This window comes from Sphaerospermopsis kisseleviana CS-549, from assembly GCF_028329225.1.
GTDB lineage: Bacteria > Cyanobacteriota > Cyanobacteriia > Cyanobacteriales > Nostocaceae > Sphaerospermopsis > Sphaerospermopsis kisseleviana.
The window spans coordinates 1-15,536 of record NZ_JAQMTI010000228.1; the positions used below are offsets into that span (position 1 = coordinate 1).

Sequence of the window (15,536 nt, forward strand, 5' to 3'; positions counted from 1 at the left end):
TATTTGATTATTGAAAAAAACTCCGTACACCAAAATTCTCTAAAAGCCTTTTGCATGAGTGCCTGGTTGGTGAGCGAAGTCGAACTATTGCCTCTTGCCTGCCTACACAGATAAATTCAGAAATCAAACCGGATGACTATATACTCAGTAAGTGAACATAATCATATACTTTGTGATGCTGTAGCTGTTGAAATTTAATATCAATCAACATCATCCATTCACCCGTAACCAATAAACTACGAAAATTGCCAATGGATAAATATGTGATTATAGTATTGGTTGATGATTCAATAGGATTTTATGCCCCTAAAATTTTCTCAAGATATTAAATTATTATTGCAACATTTAGCTGAAAAACCTCTGACTTTGGGTGACGTGATTTCAGAAACATCAGAACGGGGTTTTAGCTTAGTGATTGCATTATTGGTATTACCCTTCCTGTTACCAACACCACCAGGGTTAAGCACTCCTCTAGGTGTAGCTTGCTTATTAATGTCAGGACAAATGGCACTGGGAAGGCGTACACCCTGGCTTCCTAAAAAAATTGCCTCCCTTAAATTCCCTGATTGGTTTGCTCAAACACTGTTGCGAAATTTACAGCGTGTAACCAGAATCTTAGAAAAAATCACCCGTCCACGCCTCCAGAAAATTGCTGAAAATCAATTAACTTGGCGGTTTAATGGGATGTGTCTAACCTGGTTAGCAATATTATTAATGTCCCCATATCCCCCTGCTACTAATCCTATTCCTGCTGTGGGAATGTTAATTTTAGCAGTCGCAACCATCGAATCTGATGGAATATTGATGTGTATTGGCTACGTAGCTACTTTTTTGAATACTTTGTTTTTTGGCTTCGCTTTTTATATTTTATATACAGGAGCTACTTATTTATTGCCTAATGTTTTTCGCTAGAAGTAGTTGCTAATTATCAAATTATCTTTAAAGCATCAACTACAGCTTCCGCTTTTAACAACATTTCTGCTAATTCTGCTTGGGGGTTTGATAAAATTACAATTCCCCCACCCACACCTATAGAAGTTTGTTGATCTGTTAAAATTGCAGTCCGAATCACAATGTTTAAATCTGCTGCACCATGACAACTTAAAAAACCAATTGCACCAGAATACACACCTCTTGCTTTTGGTTCTAATTTATCTATAATTTCCATAGTTCTAATTTTTGGCGCACCTGTCATTGAACCACCAGGAAAAGCATTTTTAATACAGTCAATAGCATCCATTTCTGGACGTAATAAACCCCTAATTGTAGTTACTAATTGATGTACTGTACTATAGGTTTCTACATCCATTAATTTGGGAACATGAACACTACCAACTTGACAAACTCTCCCTAAGTCATTACGCAATAAATCAACTATCATTAAATTCTCAGAACGATCTTTTTCACTGTTACGTAAACTTGCTTTTAAAAGTTCATCTTCTTGGGGTGTTTTTCCCCTGGGTAATGTTCCTTTAATGGGTTTTGTTTCTACCCAACCTTGGGAATTTATACTTAAAAATCTTTCCGGTGAAGAACAAGCTATAGTGAAATTATCGAACTTTAAAAAAGCTGAATAAGGTGCAGGGTTAATTTTTCTGAGTGTGCGATAAAATTCTAAAGGTTCTGGTGTAAATTCTGTAGATAATTTATTGGTTAAACAAACTTGATAAGTTTCACCTTCATAAATTTCTTTTAATGATGTTTGAATATCCTCAAGATAATTTTTTTCAGACTGTTGTAAATTAAATTTAATATTTTCTTGTGGTTGAGGTTTAAGTTTAGATTTAATAATTGGTTGAATAGGTGATAATGTTTGTAATTTTAATTCTGTCTCTGAAAACCATGTTTTTGCAGTTTCTTCATCTGTCGTTAAACAGACTAAATAAATAACTTGTTCTTGATGATCAAAAGCAATGATTCTATCTGCTAAAATAAACATAGCATCGGGTAATTCAGAATTATGTACTAAATTTCCTCCACATTCTGCTTTTAATTCATATCCAAAATAACCCACAAAACCACAGTTAAAATCAAAGGGTAATTCCTCATTTACACAATATCTATTTTTAATTTCTCGTTGTAAATAATCAAAAATACTTTCATGATAAGTTGTAATTTTACCACCTTGCGTAATTTTAATTTCTTGATTTTGGGTTTGATATTCAACTAATAAACTATGAACACCGCTATTATCTCCCATAAAGGAAAACCGAGATAAACCAGGTTCATATCTACTACTATCTAACCAAAAGGTATTTACCTTGTCACCAAAAAGCTGTGTAAATACCTGTTCTGCATCAGGATATATATCTAATTTTTTACTATAAACTTGATATTGTTGCTGTTGATGATTTTGATGTTTTTTGGGTAAAAGTACGTTTTGATGATTTGTATTTTCTGGAATTTGATAATTATAAAAATTAGCTGTTATATTTCTAAAGTTGTTAAAAATCTCTTTTCCATATTCAGTACAAATTGATTCAGGATGAAATTGTACACCCCAAAAAGGTAAATTTCGATGACGTAAACCCATGACTACACCTTCTGGAGTCCAAGCAATTTTTTCTAAACATTCGGGTATGTCATCCGCAACAACTAAAGAATTATAACAAACAGCTAAAAATGAAGATGGTAAACCTTGAAATAATTGACAATGATTATGATAAACTTCACTTAAACGACCATGTTTAATTTCTGGTGCATGGATAATTTTACCACCATAAAAATAACCTAAACCTTGATGTCCTAAACACACACCCAAAACAGGTACTTGAATATTCTGTAAAACCTGACCACAAATACCAAAATCTTCTATTTTTTCTGGTCTACCTGGTCCTGGAGAAATAACCACATTATCAAAATCAATCTTGGTCAAATTTTCCCAGTCAACTTCATCATTACGGATGACAATGGGATTTTTTCCATTTACTTCCGCAATCAATTGATATAAATTAAAGGTGTAAGAATCATAATTATCAATGATTAGAGTTTTCACAAATAGGGAGTAGGTGACAGGTGACAGGTGACAGGTGACAGTAAGAAAGGAATAGGGATAAGTGAACTAACTTTGAGATAATCTTTTTACATCTTTCCCCTTTAACATTGCATTAGCTTTAGCTAACATTTGAGGTATTTTCTCAGCATGAGGACTGTTAACTAAACATCCTCTCAAATCTAATTCATCTAATTTATCTGCTTGATTACCAGGAAACCAGTGATTACCATTACCTAAGAGATTATAACGCATTTTTCCATATTCCACCATGTCATAAGCTAAAGCTAAATTCAACAACCATAACACATATTTAATATTAATTTGTCCTGGTGTTTCTTCCCAACTTGGTAAATTTTGATCCCAAGATTTTACCCAATCTTCCCCTAAAACTTCTATAGCAGCATTTTCTAACCTTTCGATAATTGGAGGTAAGATTTCATCAGCTTTGTCTAATAATTCTAAGGTTTTTAAATGTTCATCAAAATCACTGGGTTTTGCAGCACCAATACTTAATGTATTTACCTGGGGATGACTTAAACAAAATAAGTCATTAAATACCATTGGACTTAATGGATAACATAACTTAACCAACTTTTCAGATGGTTGATATAACAAACCTCCTTTATTAGAAGGACTGATAATAAACACCCCCATATCTAACTTATTAGCAGCTTCAATTGCTGACCAATTCCATTGATTGATATAGTACCAATGGAGGTTAATATAATCAAATTCATTGGTATTAATTACCTGTAAAATTATTTCTAAAGGTGCATGAGTAGAAAAACCGATAAATCTGACTTTTCCTGCTTTTTGTAGTTCCTTAGCAACCTCTAAACAACCACCTTCACCAAGACTATAATCTAAAAATTCGGCATTATTAATACCATGTAAACCTAATAAATCAACATAGTCTAAATTGAGATATGATAAAGATTTTTCAAATGTTTTTCTAAATTCCCTAGCATCTGCAACAGGAGAAACTTTAGTTTGGACAATTAACTTTTCACGGGGAAATGTAGGTAAAATTCTCCCTAACTGCATTTCCGAAGTTCCATAACCCCTAGCAGTTTCAATATGATTAATACCTAAATCAAAAGCGCGATGAATAACAGCTTTTAAATTTTCCTGATTATCTTGAGGAATTTCCTCTAGTTTAATGTCTTGCCATTTAAATTGATAACGCATTCCCCCGCAGGAAAACACCGGCATTTGTAAATTTGTGCGTCCAAATCTTCTGTATAACATCACGGAATTTTAGATAATAATCATGTACTTTCTTTGCGCCTTTGCGTCTTGGCGTGAGCTTTTTTCATAGGTGGGAAAAACCCACCCTTTTTATTTTACCTACATTTGACGAACAACAGGTTGACCATCAATAACTTCACCAATTAAAACCTGACTGACACAGTTAACAAAGATGCCATTTTCCAAAACACCAGGAATATTATTCAGTGTTGTTTCCAAAGTTACAGGATCATCAATACTATCAAATCTGACATCTACCACCATGTTACCTTGGTCAGTGATTACAGGACCTGCTTTTTTCACACCCATACGTAATTCTGGCTGACCACCGAGTTTTTTGATAGCATTAATGACTGGAGTAATAGCCATCGGAATGACTTCCACAGGTACCGCAAAAACAGAACCCAAACGGTCAACCAACTTACCGCTATCAACTACCACAATAAATTCTTTTGCTAGATAATCTACCACTTTTTCCCGGGTATGTGCAGCACCACCACCTTTAATCAAGTTTTTATGGGGGTCAACTTCATCAGCACCATCAATAGCGATATCAATATGATCAATAGCGTCTAAAGTGGTGAGAGGAACACCGTACTGTTTTGCTAACACTTCCGACTGAAACGAAGTAGGGATACCGACAATATCTTTAAGTTCACCAGACTTGAGGCGATCGCCCAAAAACTGTATAGTGTAAGCTGTAGTTGAACCCGTACCCAACCCAACAATAGAACCTGATTTTACTAGGTTCGCTGCTGCTTTACCAACTTCTTGCTTCATTAACTTTACGGGATCTGCTGATACGGACATTCTCAACTCCTGAAAATTTCACAACATGAAAAATACTCTCATAGCCGAATATACTACAAAATTGGTGATTGGTGATTGGTGATTGGTGATTGGTTAAATAATATATAATCTACAATTACATTAATTATAGATTTATCGGAAAATCAGAAACATTAAAAAACAGTAACCGTCAATATCCAAGAACGAAGCTGAAAATAAACAATTACAATAATCTGGGATATGAAGAAATTAGCAATTTTGACCTTGGGGACATTGAACTTATTAACCTTCCTGTCTATATTTCCAGTCATTGCCCAGGAAGTCAACATACCAAAGCTTTCTATTGAAAATAATATTGAAAATCTTGTTGAAAATACAGACAAGAGCGATTTAGATTATATCCAAAAAGTTGTAGAATCAAAATTAATGGATAACTTACCCGATGGAAAATTTTATCCAGAAAAATTAATCAGTAGGGCAGAATTAGCAGCAATTTTAGTCAAAGCATTTTATTTAGATAAACGCCAAGCAGCTAAACAAGAAAAAACCATAAATGTACCAGATGTTCCGAAATATCATTGGGCATATCAAGATATTCAAACAGTGCTGAAAACCGATATTATGACAGGATATCGGGGAAATATGTTTTTTCCAAACCAAAGAGTCACTAGGGCAGAAGGTTTAGCAATTTTTGCCCAAGCTTACGGAGTGTTTCAGTTTCCAAATGCAACAGTGAACCAGATTTTATCAAACTACCCTGATCAAAATTCTATACCGACATGGGCAAGAAAGGCGATCGCCACAGTCATAGCAGAAGGTTTCATCAACACAGACCCTAACGGGAATATTAACCCATTAAGCCCCATGACTCGCGGTGACATGGCCTACTTGTTAAGTAGATATTTGCAACGTCAGCAAAAACAGGCAGAAACACCCATAGTTCCCAGTACACTGAAATTTTAACGGAGAGATGGGGAGAAATTATTTGTATTTTCCCAGTCACCAGTCACCAGTCACCAATCACCAGTCAACGTTATATTGATAAAACTGGTGACAGTGAGATTTTTATAGTCCCGGAAGTGGGAAAATCAATTAATGCCAAAAAGTAGAGTTAGAGAGGAAAACCTTATAATATGCACCTGAGTGAAATTACCCATCCTAACCAGTTGCACGGTTTGTCTATTCGGCAGTTACAGCAAATAGCCAAACAAATTAGAGATAAACACTTACAAACCGTAGCCGCAAGTGGGGGACATTTGGGACCAGGTTTAGGAGTTGTAGAATTAACCTTGGGACTATATCAAACATTGGACTTAGATCGGGATAAAGTAATTTGGGATGTAGGACACCAAGCTTATCCCCATAAACTAATTACCGGACGCTACCACGACTTCCACACCCTCAGACAAAAAGACGGAGTAGCGGGATATCTCAAACGTTGTGAAAACCAATTTGATCACTTTGGCGCAGGACACGCTTCTACAAGTATTTCCGCCGCTTTGGGTATGGCCTTAGCCCGTGACTTAAAAGGGGAAAAATTTAAAACAGTAGCGGTGATCGGTGATGGTGCTTTAACCGGCGGTATGGCATTAGAAGCTATTAACCACGCAGGCCACCTCCCTAAAACTAACTTGTTGGTAGTTCTCAATGATAACGAGATGTCCATTTCTCCCAACGTCGGCGCTATTCCCCGCTACTTAAATAAAATGCGCCTCAGTCCCCCGATGCAATTTCTCACTGATAACATTGAGGAACAATTTAAAAATATTCCCTTTGTTGGTGATGAACTAGAACGCATTACCGAAGGGATGAAACGGTTAGCTGTTTCCAAAGTTGGCGCAGTTTTTGAAGAACTAGGTTTTACCTACATGGGTCCAGTGGATGGCCATAATTTAGAAGAACTGATCGCCACCTTCCAACAAGCACATCAAATGACTGGTCCAGTGCTGGTTCACGTAGCCACCGTCAAGGGTAAAGGCTATGAAATGGCAGAAAAAGACCAAGTAGGCTATCATGCCCAAAACCCCTTTAATTTGACCACTGGTAAAGCTATTCCTTCTAGTAAACCTAAACCACCTGCTTACGCAAAAGTCTTTTCTCACACTTTGGTGAAATTAGCAGAACAAAACCCGAAGATAGTCGGTATTACTGCTGCTATGGCTACAGGTACAGGTTTAGATAAATTACAAGCTAAATTACCTAACCAATATATTGATGTGGGTATTGCTGAACAACACGCCGTTACCTTAGCTGCGGGTTTAGCTTGTGAAGGTATGCGTCCGGTAGCTGCCATTTATTCTACCTTCTTACAACGTGCCTACGATCAAATTATCCATGATGTCTGCATTCAAAACCTGCCTGTATTTTTCTGTTTAGATCGGGCAGGTATTGTAGGTGCTGACGGCCCAACTCACCAAGGGATGTATGATATAGCTTATCTGCGTTGTATTCCCAACATGGTGTTAATGGCACCCAAGGACGAAGCAGAACTACAACGGATGACAGTCACAGGTATTGAATATACCGATGGACCGATCGCTATGCGTTTCCCCCGTGGTAATGGTTACGGTGTTCCCTTGATGGAAGAAGGCTGGGAAGCGTTGGAAATTGGTAAAGGGGAAATTCTCCGCCAAGGCGATGATGTGTTAATTGTCGGCTATGGTACGATGGTTTACCCAGGTATGCAAGCAGCAGAAATTCTCAGCGAACACGGTATTGAAGCCACTGTCATTAATGCCCGATTTGTGAAACCTTTGGATACAGATTTAATTGTACCTTTGGCAAAACAAATTGGCCGAGTTGTCACTTTGGAAGAAGGTTGTTTAATGGGTGGTTTTGGTTCTGCGGTAGCGGAAGCTTTACTTGATGCTGATGTGGTTGTACCAGTTAAAAGAATTGGTGTTCCTGATCAGTTAGTAGATCATGCCACACCAGATGAATCTAAGGCTAGTTTAGGTTTAACCAGTCAGCAAATTGCAGAGAATATTATGCAAGCTTTCTTTAAGAAAGAATTAGCTGCTGTTAAGTAGTTTTCTTTTTTCGTTCCCATACTCTGTATCTCTTGTTATCTCTCGTTCCCATACTCTGTATGGGAATGAATTATTTAAGGCTCTGCCTTTAACATCCTGAAAATCCTCAAATCCTGGTAATCCTGATTCTGACAAAATTTATCTATTTCCTCACGCAAAGACGCAAAGAAGATATCCTGTACATTCTTAAGCTGTTACACAGCTAAATTGTATAATCCTAATATTCTGAACTCTTGTTTAACAGGCAAGATGCCTGTTCCACTTATACAAATTAAATGCACAACAGCTTAAATACTGATTCTGATAATCTGCGTTCTTATCCTGAAAATCCTTAAATCCTGGATGTCCTGATTCAGACAATAATACTCCCTTGGATTATTCTAAAACCTATCATAACACAACCCTGTCAGAAGTCAAGACCCTTGAAAATACGTTGAGTCATTCGCAACCATTCTCAATAATTTCGGGCTAAAAAAGGGTGTTGAAACTTTTTTGGGATTTTGGGGTTAAGAATTGTTAAGGTAGTGACGTTAAGACGCAAAGATAAAATTAATTCATTCCTGGGTTTTTCTAGTTCCCATACTTTGCTATAGTAATCATTGAACCACAAAGAAAACGAAGCTATTTTTAGAAGTTAATGAAAACAGAAAAAACACAAGAATTATTAACGGCTATAGAGTTATTTGCAGGTATTGGAGGTTTTCGTTTAGGTTTGGAATCTGCTAATATTCAAACTATTTGGGCAAATGATATTAATGAATTATCTTGTCAAGTTTATCAGAGTAATTTTGGTGATGATTCTATTGTTTTAGGTGACATTAATAATATTTCTATATCCGATATACCTAATCATAATCTTTTAACTGCTGGTTTTCCTTGTCAACCTTTTAGCCCTGCTGGTAAAAAACTAGGAGTAAGAGATCAGGTTAGAGGAACATTATTTGAACGTATTGTGGAAATTATAGCTGTAAAACAACCACAGTATTTTTTATTGGAAAATGTCAAAAGACTTTTAACAATGGAAAATGGTTATCACTTCAAAGTTATTTTAAATGCCTTATCTGAATTAGATTATTTAATTGAATGGAGAATCATTAGTCCTATTAGTTTTAGTATTCCTCAAAATCGAGAAAGAATTTTTATTTTTGGTACTAAGTTTAATTCTGTCAATATCAATTGTGATTTTTTAGAAAAAACATCTGTATTTTTAACCCAAAAAGATTTGATAAATCTAGAAGATATAGACTTTCTCATAGAAAAATATATGTCCCCTATAGCTGAAAGTAAAGGCAAGAATGGTAATTGGGGAATTGCTTATAAAAATAAAATGTTTACTCGCAATATGTCGCTATTACCAGATATTAAACCCAGAAAAATGCTAAAAGATATTTTGCAAGATGAGACAGCAATAGAACCTCAATTTGATTTTACAATTGATACTTTAGAAAGGATTAAAAAAAGTAAGGCTGTGAATCGTTATTGTCAAGGAGTAGAGATATTATATAATCAGGATGGAGGTTCAAGACTGGGTTATACAATATTTGGTATTAATGGTATTGCATCAACATTAACTGCTTCTACTTCCAGACACTATGAACGCTATAAAGTAAATGATAAATATCGACGTTTAACTAACATTGAATATGCGCGGTTAATGGGTTTTCCTGATCATTGGTGTAGAGAAGCAAAAATTTATGATCAATATGCTTTGTTTGGTAATGCAATTGTTCCTGCTTGTGTAGAATGGGTATGTAAAAGAATTGGTAAAAAAAATATTGAGTTTAATACATCTAATTACCAACAATTAACTTTAGCTATTTAGTTTTTTTTATTTCCTTATTTAATGAATTTTGCAAAATATGGAATTACTCACACTTGAATCGTTGCAAATGGCTGCACGTAGTTTTTGCTTAGAACTGAGTGCAACACCAATTAATAATTTATATGGAGTTACAGATGGAAAAGCTGTAGGAACTTACGTAGAATCTACTTTTAATCAATATTTATCAAAGAGGTATGATTACACTCTTGGTAGTGCAGCGTTAGGAATAGATTTTCCTGGTTTAGAAGTTGATTTAAAAGTAACTTCAATCCGACAACCTCAATCTTCATGTCCCTTTAAAAATGCCAGTCAAAAAGTATATAGTTTAGGTTATCATCTGTTAATATTAATATTTAGCTATGAAAAAAATGATGACTATAATTCTCATACTGCAAATCTAAACTTTCAAAACGTTGTTTTTGTAGATAAAAAACGTACTGGAGATTATCAAACTAGCTACGGTTTACAAGAAATTTTACGCCGTCATGGTAATAAAGATGATGTGATAGCTTTTTTAGAAGAACGAAATTTTCCGTTAGACGAAATTGGTAGAGAAACACTTGCAGAAAGAATTTTACGTGAACCTCCAGAAATTGGCTATCTGACTATTTCCAATGCTTTGCAATGGCGATTACAATATAGTAGAGTGATTCAAGTCTCTATTGCAGGAAACACAACAGGTATAGAAAATCTCTTAATTTCTTAATTCACACAAAACTATTTAAAGTTAACAGTAAATCAAATATTTGCTTGATTGAAAATGATGGGTGGATGATATTTTTGTCTGAATCAGGATGTCCAGGATTAAAGGATGTACAGGATGAAAATGACAAATCTCTCTAAAAACCTCTTTCCTTTGTGTCCTTTGCGTCCTTTGCGGTTCGTTATTTAGTGACTTGTGCGTAACCAACCATCATCAAATAACATCCTGAAAATCCTCAAATACTGGAAATCCTAATTCACACAAAAATCTATTTCGCGCAAAGTCGCTAAGGAGCAAAGTCGCAAAGAAGATATCCTGAAAATCCTGATTCAGACAAAATCCCCATTCCCCCATCTTCTATTCTTCCACCCTATATCCTAACTCTGCTAACCTCACCCGTGAATGTCGCCATTTTGGTTGTACTTTCACAAATAATTCTAAATAAACTTTACCCGCAATTAGTTTTTGGATTTGTTCACGTGCAGCACTACCAATAGATTTTAACATTGTCCCACCTTTACCAATTAAAATTCCTTTTTGGGAATCTCTTTCTACGTGAATAGTTGCAAGTACACGGGTAATAGTTGGGGTTTCTTCTACTAAGTCAATGGCGATCGCCACTGAATGAGGTACTTCTTCACGAGTCAACAATAAAATCTGTTCCCTGATTAATTCCCCCATAATAAATCTTTCCGGTTGATCTGTCACCAAATCTGGTGGATAATAAAAAGGACCAGGTTCTAAATGTGCAATTAATAAATCTTGCAGTTCTAGTAAACCCTCACCATTCACCGCTGAAAATTTGAGAATTTGCCATTCATTTTCTCTTGCTAATTCAATATAACTATTATCTATTTTTTCCGAATCTGCTGGTTGTTCATCAATTTTATTAATACCCAAAATTACAGGTATTTCACTCCGACTTAATAACTCAGCAATAAAGCGATCGCCTCCACCACAAACCGCTGTTCCATCAACTACAAACAATACCACATCTACCGATTCAATGGCTATTTTGGCATTTTGTACTAGCACTTCCCCCAGTTGATGATGTGGTTTATGAATCCCTGGAGTATCCACAAAAATTAACTGCGCTTGATCAGTAGTTAAAATTCCCCTTAACCGATTTCTAGTAGTTTGCGCTACTGGTGAAGTAATCGCTATTTTTTGTCCTATTAATTGATTCATCAAAGTAGATTTACCGACATTAGGACGACCAATAATACCGATAAACCCAGATTTAAAATTAGCAGGTGCTTGGGGAATCGCAAATTCTTCAGCAACTGTAAAACTATAATTATCAATATTACTCACGTTTGATTACACCTTTATATTTTCAAATTAAAATAGATTGGTTTTTTCCCGAAAATAAAACATACATAAAATCACAAACATAAAATTACATTGTTATGTGCGAGTATGTCTTTATTTTTAGTGTAATCTATTTTGGAATCAGGTAACAGGTGACAGTAAAAAACCAAGAGTTTATTCTTCCCAATCACCAATCACCAATCACCAATCACCAATCACCAATTTACGTTCCTCCTAAACTTCGCAATCTTGCATCTAAATGAGTCCGATCTGCTAAAGTTAACAACATCGGACCATGTTCAGTAAATTCTATAATACTCACAGAACCAACGGGACATCCCCAACGATAACGAAAACGCCCCACATCAATACCCAACAAACTACACAGAATAATTCTAATTGTTGCTTTATGAGTAACAAATAAAACATTACCATTTTTGTAAAGCTGTTTAATTTCTTCAATCACCTGCATAGCGCGAGAAGCAATTGTTACAGCTAATTCTCCTCCATTGGGTGCATACCAAGCCGGATCAGCAGACCAGCGCAGATAATCATCATGATATTCCTGACTGATCACTTCTGGGGTTTTTCCTTCCCATTTACCATAGTTAATTTCTCGTAAACCATCCCGCAAAATTGGTTGTATTCCTAACGCCGTACATAGAGGTTTTGCCGTCTCCATAGTGCGACGCATGGGACTAGCAAAAATTGCTTCCCAAGGAGTAGAACGATAAGCAGCAGCAAAAGCATGAGCCATTTCTACACCTTCAGGAGTTAATTCTGAATCTATCGAACCACAAAAAGCATGATTGCGGCTACATTCTGTTTCACCGTGACGGAGTAGGTAAAGAGTTAAACTCATAACAATTTTAGATTTTGGATTTTAGATTTTAGATTTTGGATTTTGGATTTTGGGAAATAGCTATATTAAATAAAGTACCTTCATAAAACTCAACAATAACAATGACCACCACCTTAGTAAATCCCTATTTAGATGGGAATTTTGCCCCAGTTAGCCAAGAAATTACCGCAGAAACCTTGAAAGTCATTGGTGAACTACCCCCCGACCTTTCCGGGATGTTTGTTCGTAATGGACCAAACCCCCAACATTCACCCATAGGACAATATCACTGGTTTGATGGTGATGGAATGTTGCACGGTGTAGAAATTACCAATGGTAAAGCTATTTATCGTAACCGTTATGTGCGTACTAGAGGTTGGAACATTGAAAACCAAGTAGGGAAAGCTGTTTGGAGTGGACTTTTAGAACCACCGCAAATGGACAACCCTTATGGACCAGGGAAAAACACCGCTAATACTGCCTTAGTTTGGCACGCTGGACAATTTTTAGCATTGTGGGAAGGAGGATCACCCCATAATATTCAACTTCCTGAATTACAAACCATAGGAGAATATACTTACAATCATAAACTAATTTCCCCTTTTACCGCCCATCCCAAAGTAGACCCAGTTACCGGGGAAATGATGTTCTTTGGTTATTCCTTTGCACCCCCGTACTTACAATATGGCGTAGTTTCTGCACAAGGGGAAATATTGCAGATTGTACCCATTGAACTACCAATAGGGGTAATGATGCACGACTTCGCCATTACTGAAAATTATACAATTTTCATGGATTTACCCCTGACATTCAGTGTAGAACGGATGCAAAGGGGAGAACCAATGATGATGTTTGAGAGCGATCGCCCCAGTCGTTTTGGCATTTTACCCCGTCACGGAGACAACAGCAATATCCGTTGGTTTGAGAGTCCTTCCTGTTACGTTTTCCACACCATGAACGCCTATGAAACAGAAGACGAAATCATCCTTATTGCTTGTCGCATGAGTTCTACCACCGTATTAGAAACCAATATCTCAACAAATGATCCCACCGCAAATATACCCCTCTTACATCGTTGGCGTTTTCACCTCAAAACAGGTACAGTCACAGAAGAAAAGTTAGATGACGTACCCGCAGAATTTCCCCGTGTTAACGAAAACCTGCTAGGGAGAAAAACCCAATACGGTTATGCTGGCAAAATGGCTAATAGTCCTCTGCCTTTATTTGATGGTGTAATTAAGTATAATTTCCAAGATGGCAAAACCCAAACCCATGAATTTGGAGAAGGGCGTTATGGTGGTGAAACTGTATTTGCACCTCGTTTAAATACAACCACAAATGCAACCACAGAAGATGATGGTTGGTTGATCACCTTTGTTTATGATCAAAATTTAGACACTTCCGAATTAGTAGTTATCAATGCTCAAGATATCACCAGTGAACCAGTTGCAAGAGTAATTATTCCCCAAAGAGTACCCTATGGTTTTCACGGTGCTTGGATATCCCAAGTACAATTAAATAGATAATTGGGCATGGGGCATTGTAAAATTAAATTAATCAACTCTTGCCAATTCCCCATTCCCAATTTTATGCCTAAAAAAACCAAGTCTGCATCACCAACACCCCCAACAACCACCACACTGGCACTTTCTGACCTGCATATATATTTAGCATCTCTAGAAAAAGAACATCAATCCTTATTAAAACAGATTAAGAAAAAGCGCACGGAAATCAATAATTTTGTTGAAAAAATGCGTTCTCTAGCTACAGAAATATTTCAAAAAGCCAGTCCTTGTTTCCGAAAAATGTCAGATTTAGATCAAGAAATTCATGCACTTTTTCAGGAACTTCTGACTACTAGAAAATTTGGTAAACAAACCCAAAACAAAATAGAATCCCTGTACATGAATTTACAAATGTCAGGAATAATTAGCCCCAAAGCTGTGGGTGAAGATGAAGATACTGAACTAGATGAAATGTTTGAAAACCCAGAAACAGACAATCATCAACATCGTCAAAATCAATATTGGGATTCACAACAGGAAGTTGAATCAACCTCTGCTAGTAGAAGTGAAGATTCTCGAAAAATTAGACAGACATTTTTAAAACTAGCAGAAATCTTTCATCCAGACAAAGTACAAGATTCTGAAACACATAAATCTCATACAGAGATCATGAAAGAAATTAATAAAGCTTACCAAGAAGGAGATTTAGCCAGACTATTAGAAATCGAAAGACAACATCAGCTAGGGGAAAATATTGATAATAATAACGAAGATGATTTAAATCGCAGATGTAAAAATTTAGAACAGCAAAATGAAATTCTCAAAACTCAATATGAGAAATTAAAACAAGAACTAAGATTAGCTAAAAATACTCCTGAAGGAGCAATGGTTTCTGATGCTCGCAAAGCTGCTAAACACGGAATTGATGCCACAGGTGTCATGTTGCAGCAATTAGAAGCTCAAATTGAAATTGTAGTTGATATTCGTGATTTTATTCAGAACTTTAGAGACAAGAAAATTACCATCAAAGAATTTCTAGAAGGTCCATCCAGTTTGCGTTCCCTCAGAGAAGAAATGATGGAAGAACTCTTAGAAGAAATGATGGCAGAATTTGGCGGAATAATTAATTTTTAAGGAGTCGTAGGGGCGAAGCATTCGGAAAATAACCTGTGATAAAAATTGATAATTTATCATCCGAATGCTTCGCCCTTACAGGAAAATAACCTGTGATAAAAATTGATAATTTATCATCCGAATGCTTCGCCCTTACAGGAAAATAACCTGTGATAAAAA

At 36.0% G+C, this 15,536-nt stretch carries 12 protein-coding genes; 7 read left to right on the top strand and 5 right to left on the bottom strand.

Translation table 11 applies throughout. The features are described 5' to 3' along the window. The first annotated feature begins 300 nt into the window (after positions 1-300). The gene (locus tag PN497_RS17750) at positions 301-912 is read left to right on the top strand and encodes an exopolysaccharide biosynthesis protein (protein ID WP_096569605.1); all 612 of its coding nucleotides are present in this window, start codon (positions 301-303) and stop codon (positions 910-912) included. A 16-nt stretch (positions 913-928) separates the two neighbouring features. Here the strand turns inward: PN497_RS17750 and pabB are convergent, their stop codons facing one another. The 3 genes from pabB to rpiA form a co-directional block, all read right to left on the bottom strand. Then, a complete protein-coding gene (gene pabB / locus PN497_RS17755) occupies positions 929-2,995 on the bottom strand; it encodes an aminodeoxychorismate synthase component I (RefSeq protein WP_096569603.1) in 2,067 nt (688 codons plus the stop codon). A 66-nt stretch (positions 2,996-3,061) separates the two neighbouring features. After that, entirely contained in the window at positions 3,062-4,243 is a 1,182-nt protein-coding gene (locus PN497_RS17760; RefSeq protein WP_096569600.1) for an aldo/keto reductase, read from the bottom strand. A 99-nt stretch (positions 4,244-4,342) separates the two neighbouring features. After that, a complete protein-coding gene (rpiA, locus tag PN497_RS17765) occupies positions 4,343-5,053 on the bottom strand; it encodes a ribose-5-phosphate isomerase RpiA (RefSeq protein WP_096569597.1) in 711 nt (236 codons plus the stop codon). A 219-nt stretch (positions 5,054-5,272) separates the two neighbouring features. Here rpiA and PN497_RS17770 point away from each other — a divergent pair, with 219 nt between their 5' ends. The 4 genes from PN497_RS17770 (at position 5,273) to PN497_RS17785 (ending at position 10,589) form a co-directional block, all read left to right on the top strand. Next, positions 5,273-5,995: an S-layer homology domain-containing protein gene (locus PN497_RS17770; RefSeq protein WP_096569595.1), complete on the top strand. Its 723-nt coding sequence runs from the start codon at positions 5,273-5,275 to the stop codon at positions 5,993-5,995. A 170-nt stretch (positions 5,996-6,165) separates the two neighbouring features. After that, positions 6,166-8,061, top strand: coding sequence for a 1-deoxy-D-xylulose-5-phosphate synthase (gene dxs, locus PN497_RS17775; protein ID WP_096569592.1), 1,896 nt, complete (start codon positions 6,166-6,168; stop codon positions 8,059-8,061). Positions 8,062-8,698: 637 nt separating this feature from the next. Continuing rightward, positions 8,699-9,883, top strand: coding sequence for a DNA cytosine methyltransferase (locus tag PN497_RS17780; protein ID WP_096569589.1), 1,185 nt, complete (start codon positions 8,699-8,701; stop codon positions 9,881-9,883). Between the two features lie 37 nt (positions 9,884-9,920). Next, positions 9,921-10,589 carry a type II restriction-modification system restriction endonuclease gene (locus PN497_RS17785; protein WP_096569587.1) on the top strand — a complete coding sequence of 223 codons (669 nt, stop codon included), beginning with the start codon at positions 9,921-9,923 and terminating at the stop codon, positions 10,587-10,589. Between the two features lie 354 nt (positions 10,590-10,943). On the opposite strand, the gene era is transcribed toward PN497_RS17785, so the two are convergent. Together era and PN497_RS17795 are read right to left on the bottom strand one after the other, a co-directional pair. After that, positions 10,944-11,900, bottom strand: coding sequence for a GTPase Era (era, locus tag PN497_RS17790; RefSeq protein ID WP_096569584.1), 957 nt, complete (start codon positions 11,898-11,900; stop codon positions 10,944-10,946). 220 nt (positions 11,901-12,120) lie between these two features. Further along, positions 12,121-12,759 carry a histidine phosphatase family protein gene (locus PN497_RS17795; RefSeq protein WP_096569581.1) on the bottom strand — a complete coding sequence of 213 codons (639 nt, stop codon included), beginning with the start codon at positions 12,757-12,759 and terminating at the stop codon, positions 12,121-12,123. 101 nt (positions 12,760-12,860) lie between these two features. Here PN497_RS17795 and PN497_RS17800 point away from each other — a divergent pair, with 101 nt between their 5' ends. Then, positions 12,861-14,264, top strand: coding sequence for a carotenoid oxygenase family protein (locus PN497_RS17800; protein ID WP_096569578.1), 1,404 nt, complete (start codon positions 12,861-12,863; stop codon positions 14,262-14,264). Between the two features lie 63 nt (positions 14,265-14,327). Further along, entirely contained in the window at positions 14,328-15,377 is a 1,050-nt protein-coding gene (locus PN497_RS17805) for a J domain-containing protein (protein ID WP_096572730.1), read from the top strand. Positions 15,378-15,536 lie beyond the last annotated feature (159 nt).

Coding starts and splice junctions, on each gene's coding strand:
- PN497_RS17750 (WP_096569605.1), top strand. CDS start 301: ATGCCCCTAAAATTTTCTCAAGATATTAAATTATTATTGCAACATTTA.
- PN497_RS17760 (WP_096569600.1), bottom strand. CDS start 4,243: ATGTTATACAGAAGATTTGGACGCACAAATTTACAAATGCCGGTGTTT.
- rpiA (WP_096569597.1), bottom strand. CDS start 5,053: ATGTCCGTATCAGCAGATCCCGTAAAGTTAATGAAGCAAGAAGTTGGT.
- PN497_RS17770 (WP_096569595.1), top strand. CDS start 5,273: ATGAAGAAATTAGCAATTTTGACCTTGGGGACATTGAACTTATTAACC.
- dxs (WP_096569592.1), top strand. CDS start 6,166: ATGCACCTGAGTGAAATTACCCATCCTAACCAGTTGCACGGTTTGTCT.
- PN497_RS17780 (WP_096569589.1), top strand. CDS start 8,699: ATGAAAACAGAAAAAACACAAGAATTATTAACGGCTATAGAGTTATTT.
- PN497_RS17785 (WP_096569587.1), top strand. CDS start 9,921: ATGGAATTACTCACACTTGAATCGTTGCAAATGGCTGCACGTAGTTTT.
- PN497_RS17795 (WP_096569581.1), bottom strand. CDS start 12,759: ATGAGTTTAACTCTTTACCTACTCCGTCACGGTGAAACAGAATGTAGC.
- PN497_RS17800 (WP_096569578.1), top strand. CDS start 12,861: ATGACCACCACCTTAGTAAATCCCTATTTAGATGGGAATTTTGCCCCA.
- PN497_RS17805 (WP_096572730.1), top strand. CDS start 14,328: ATGCCTAAAAAAACCAAGTCTGCATCACCAACACCCCCAACAACCACC.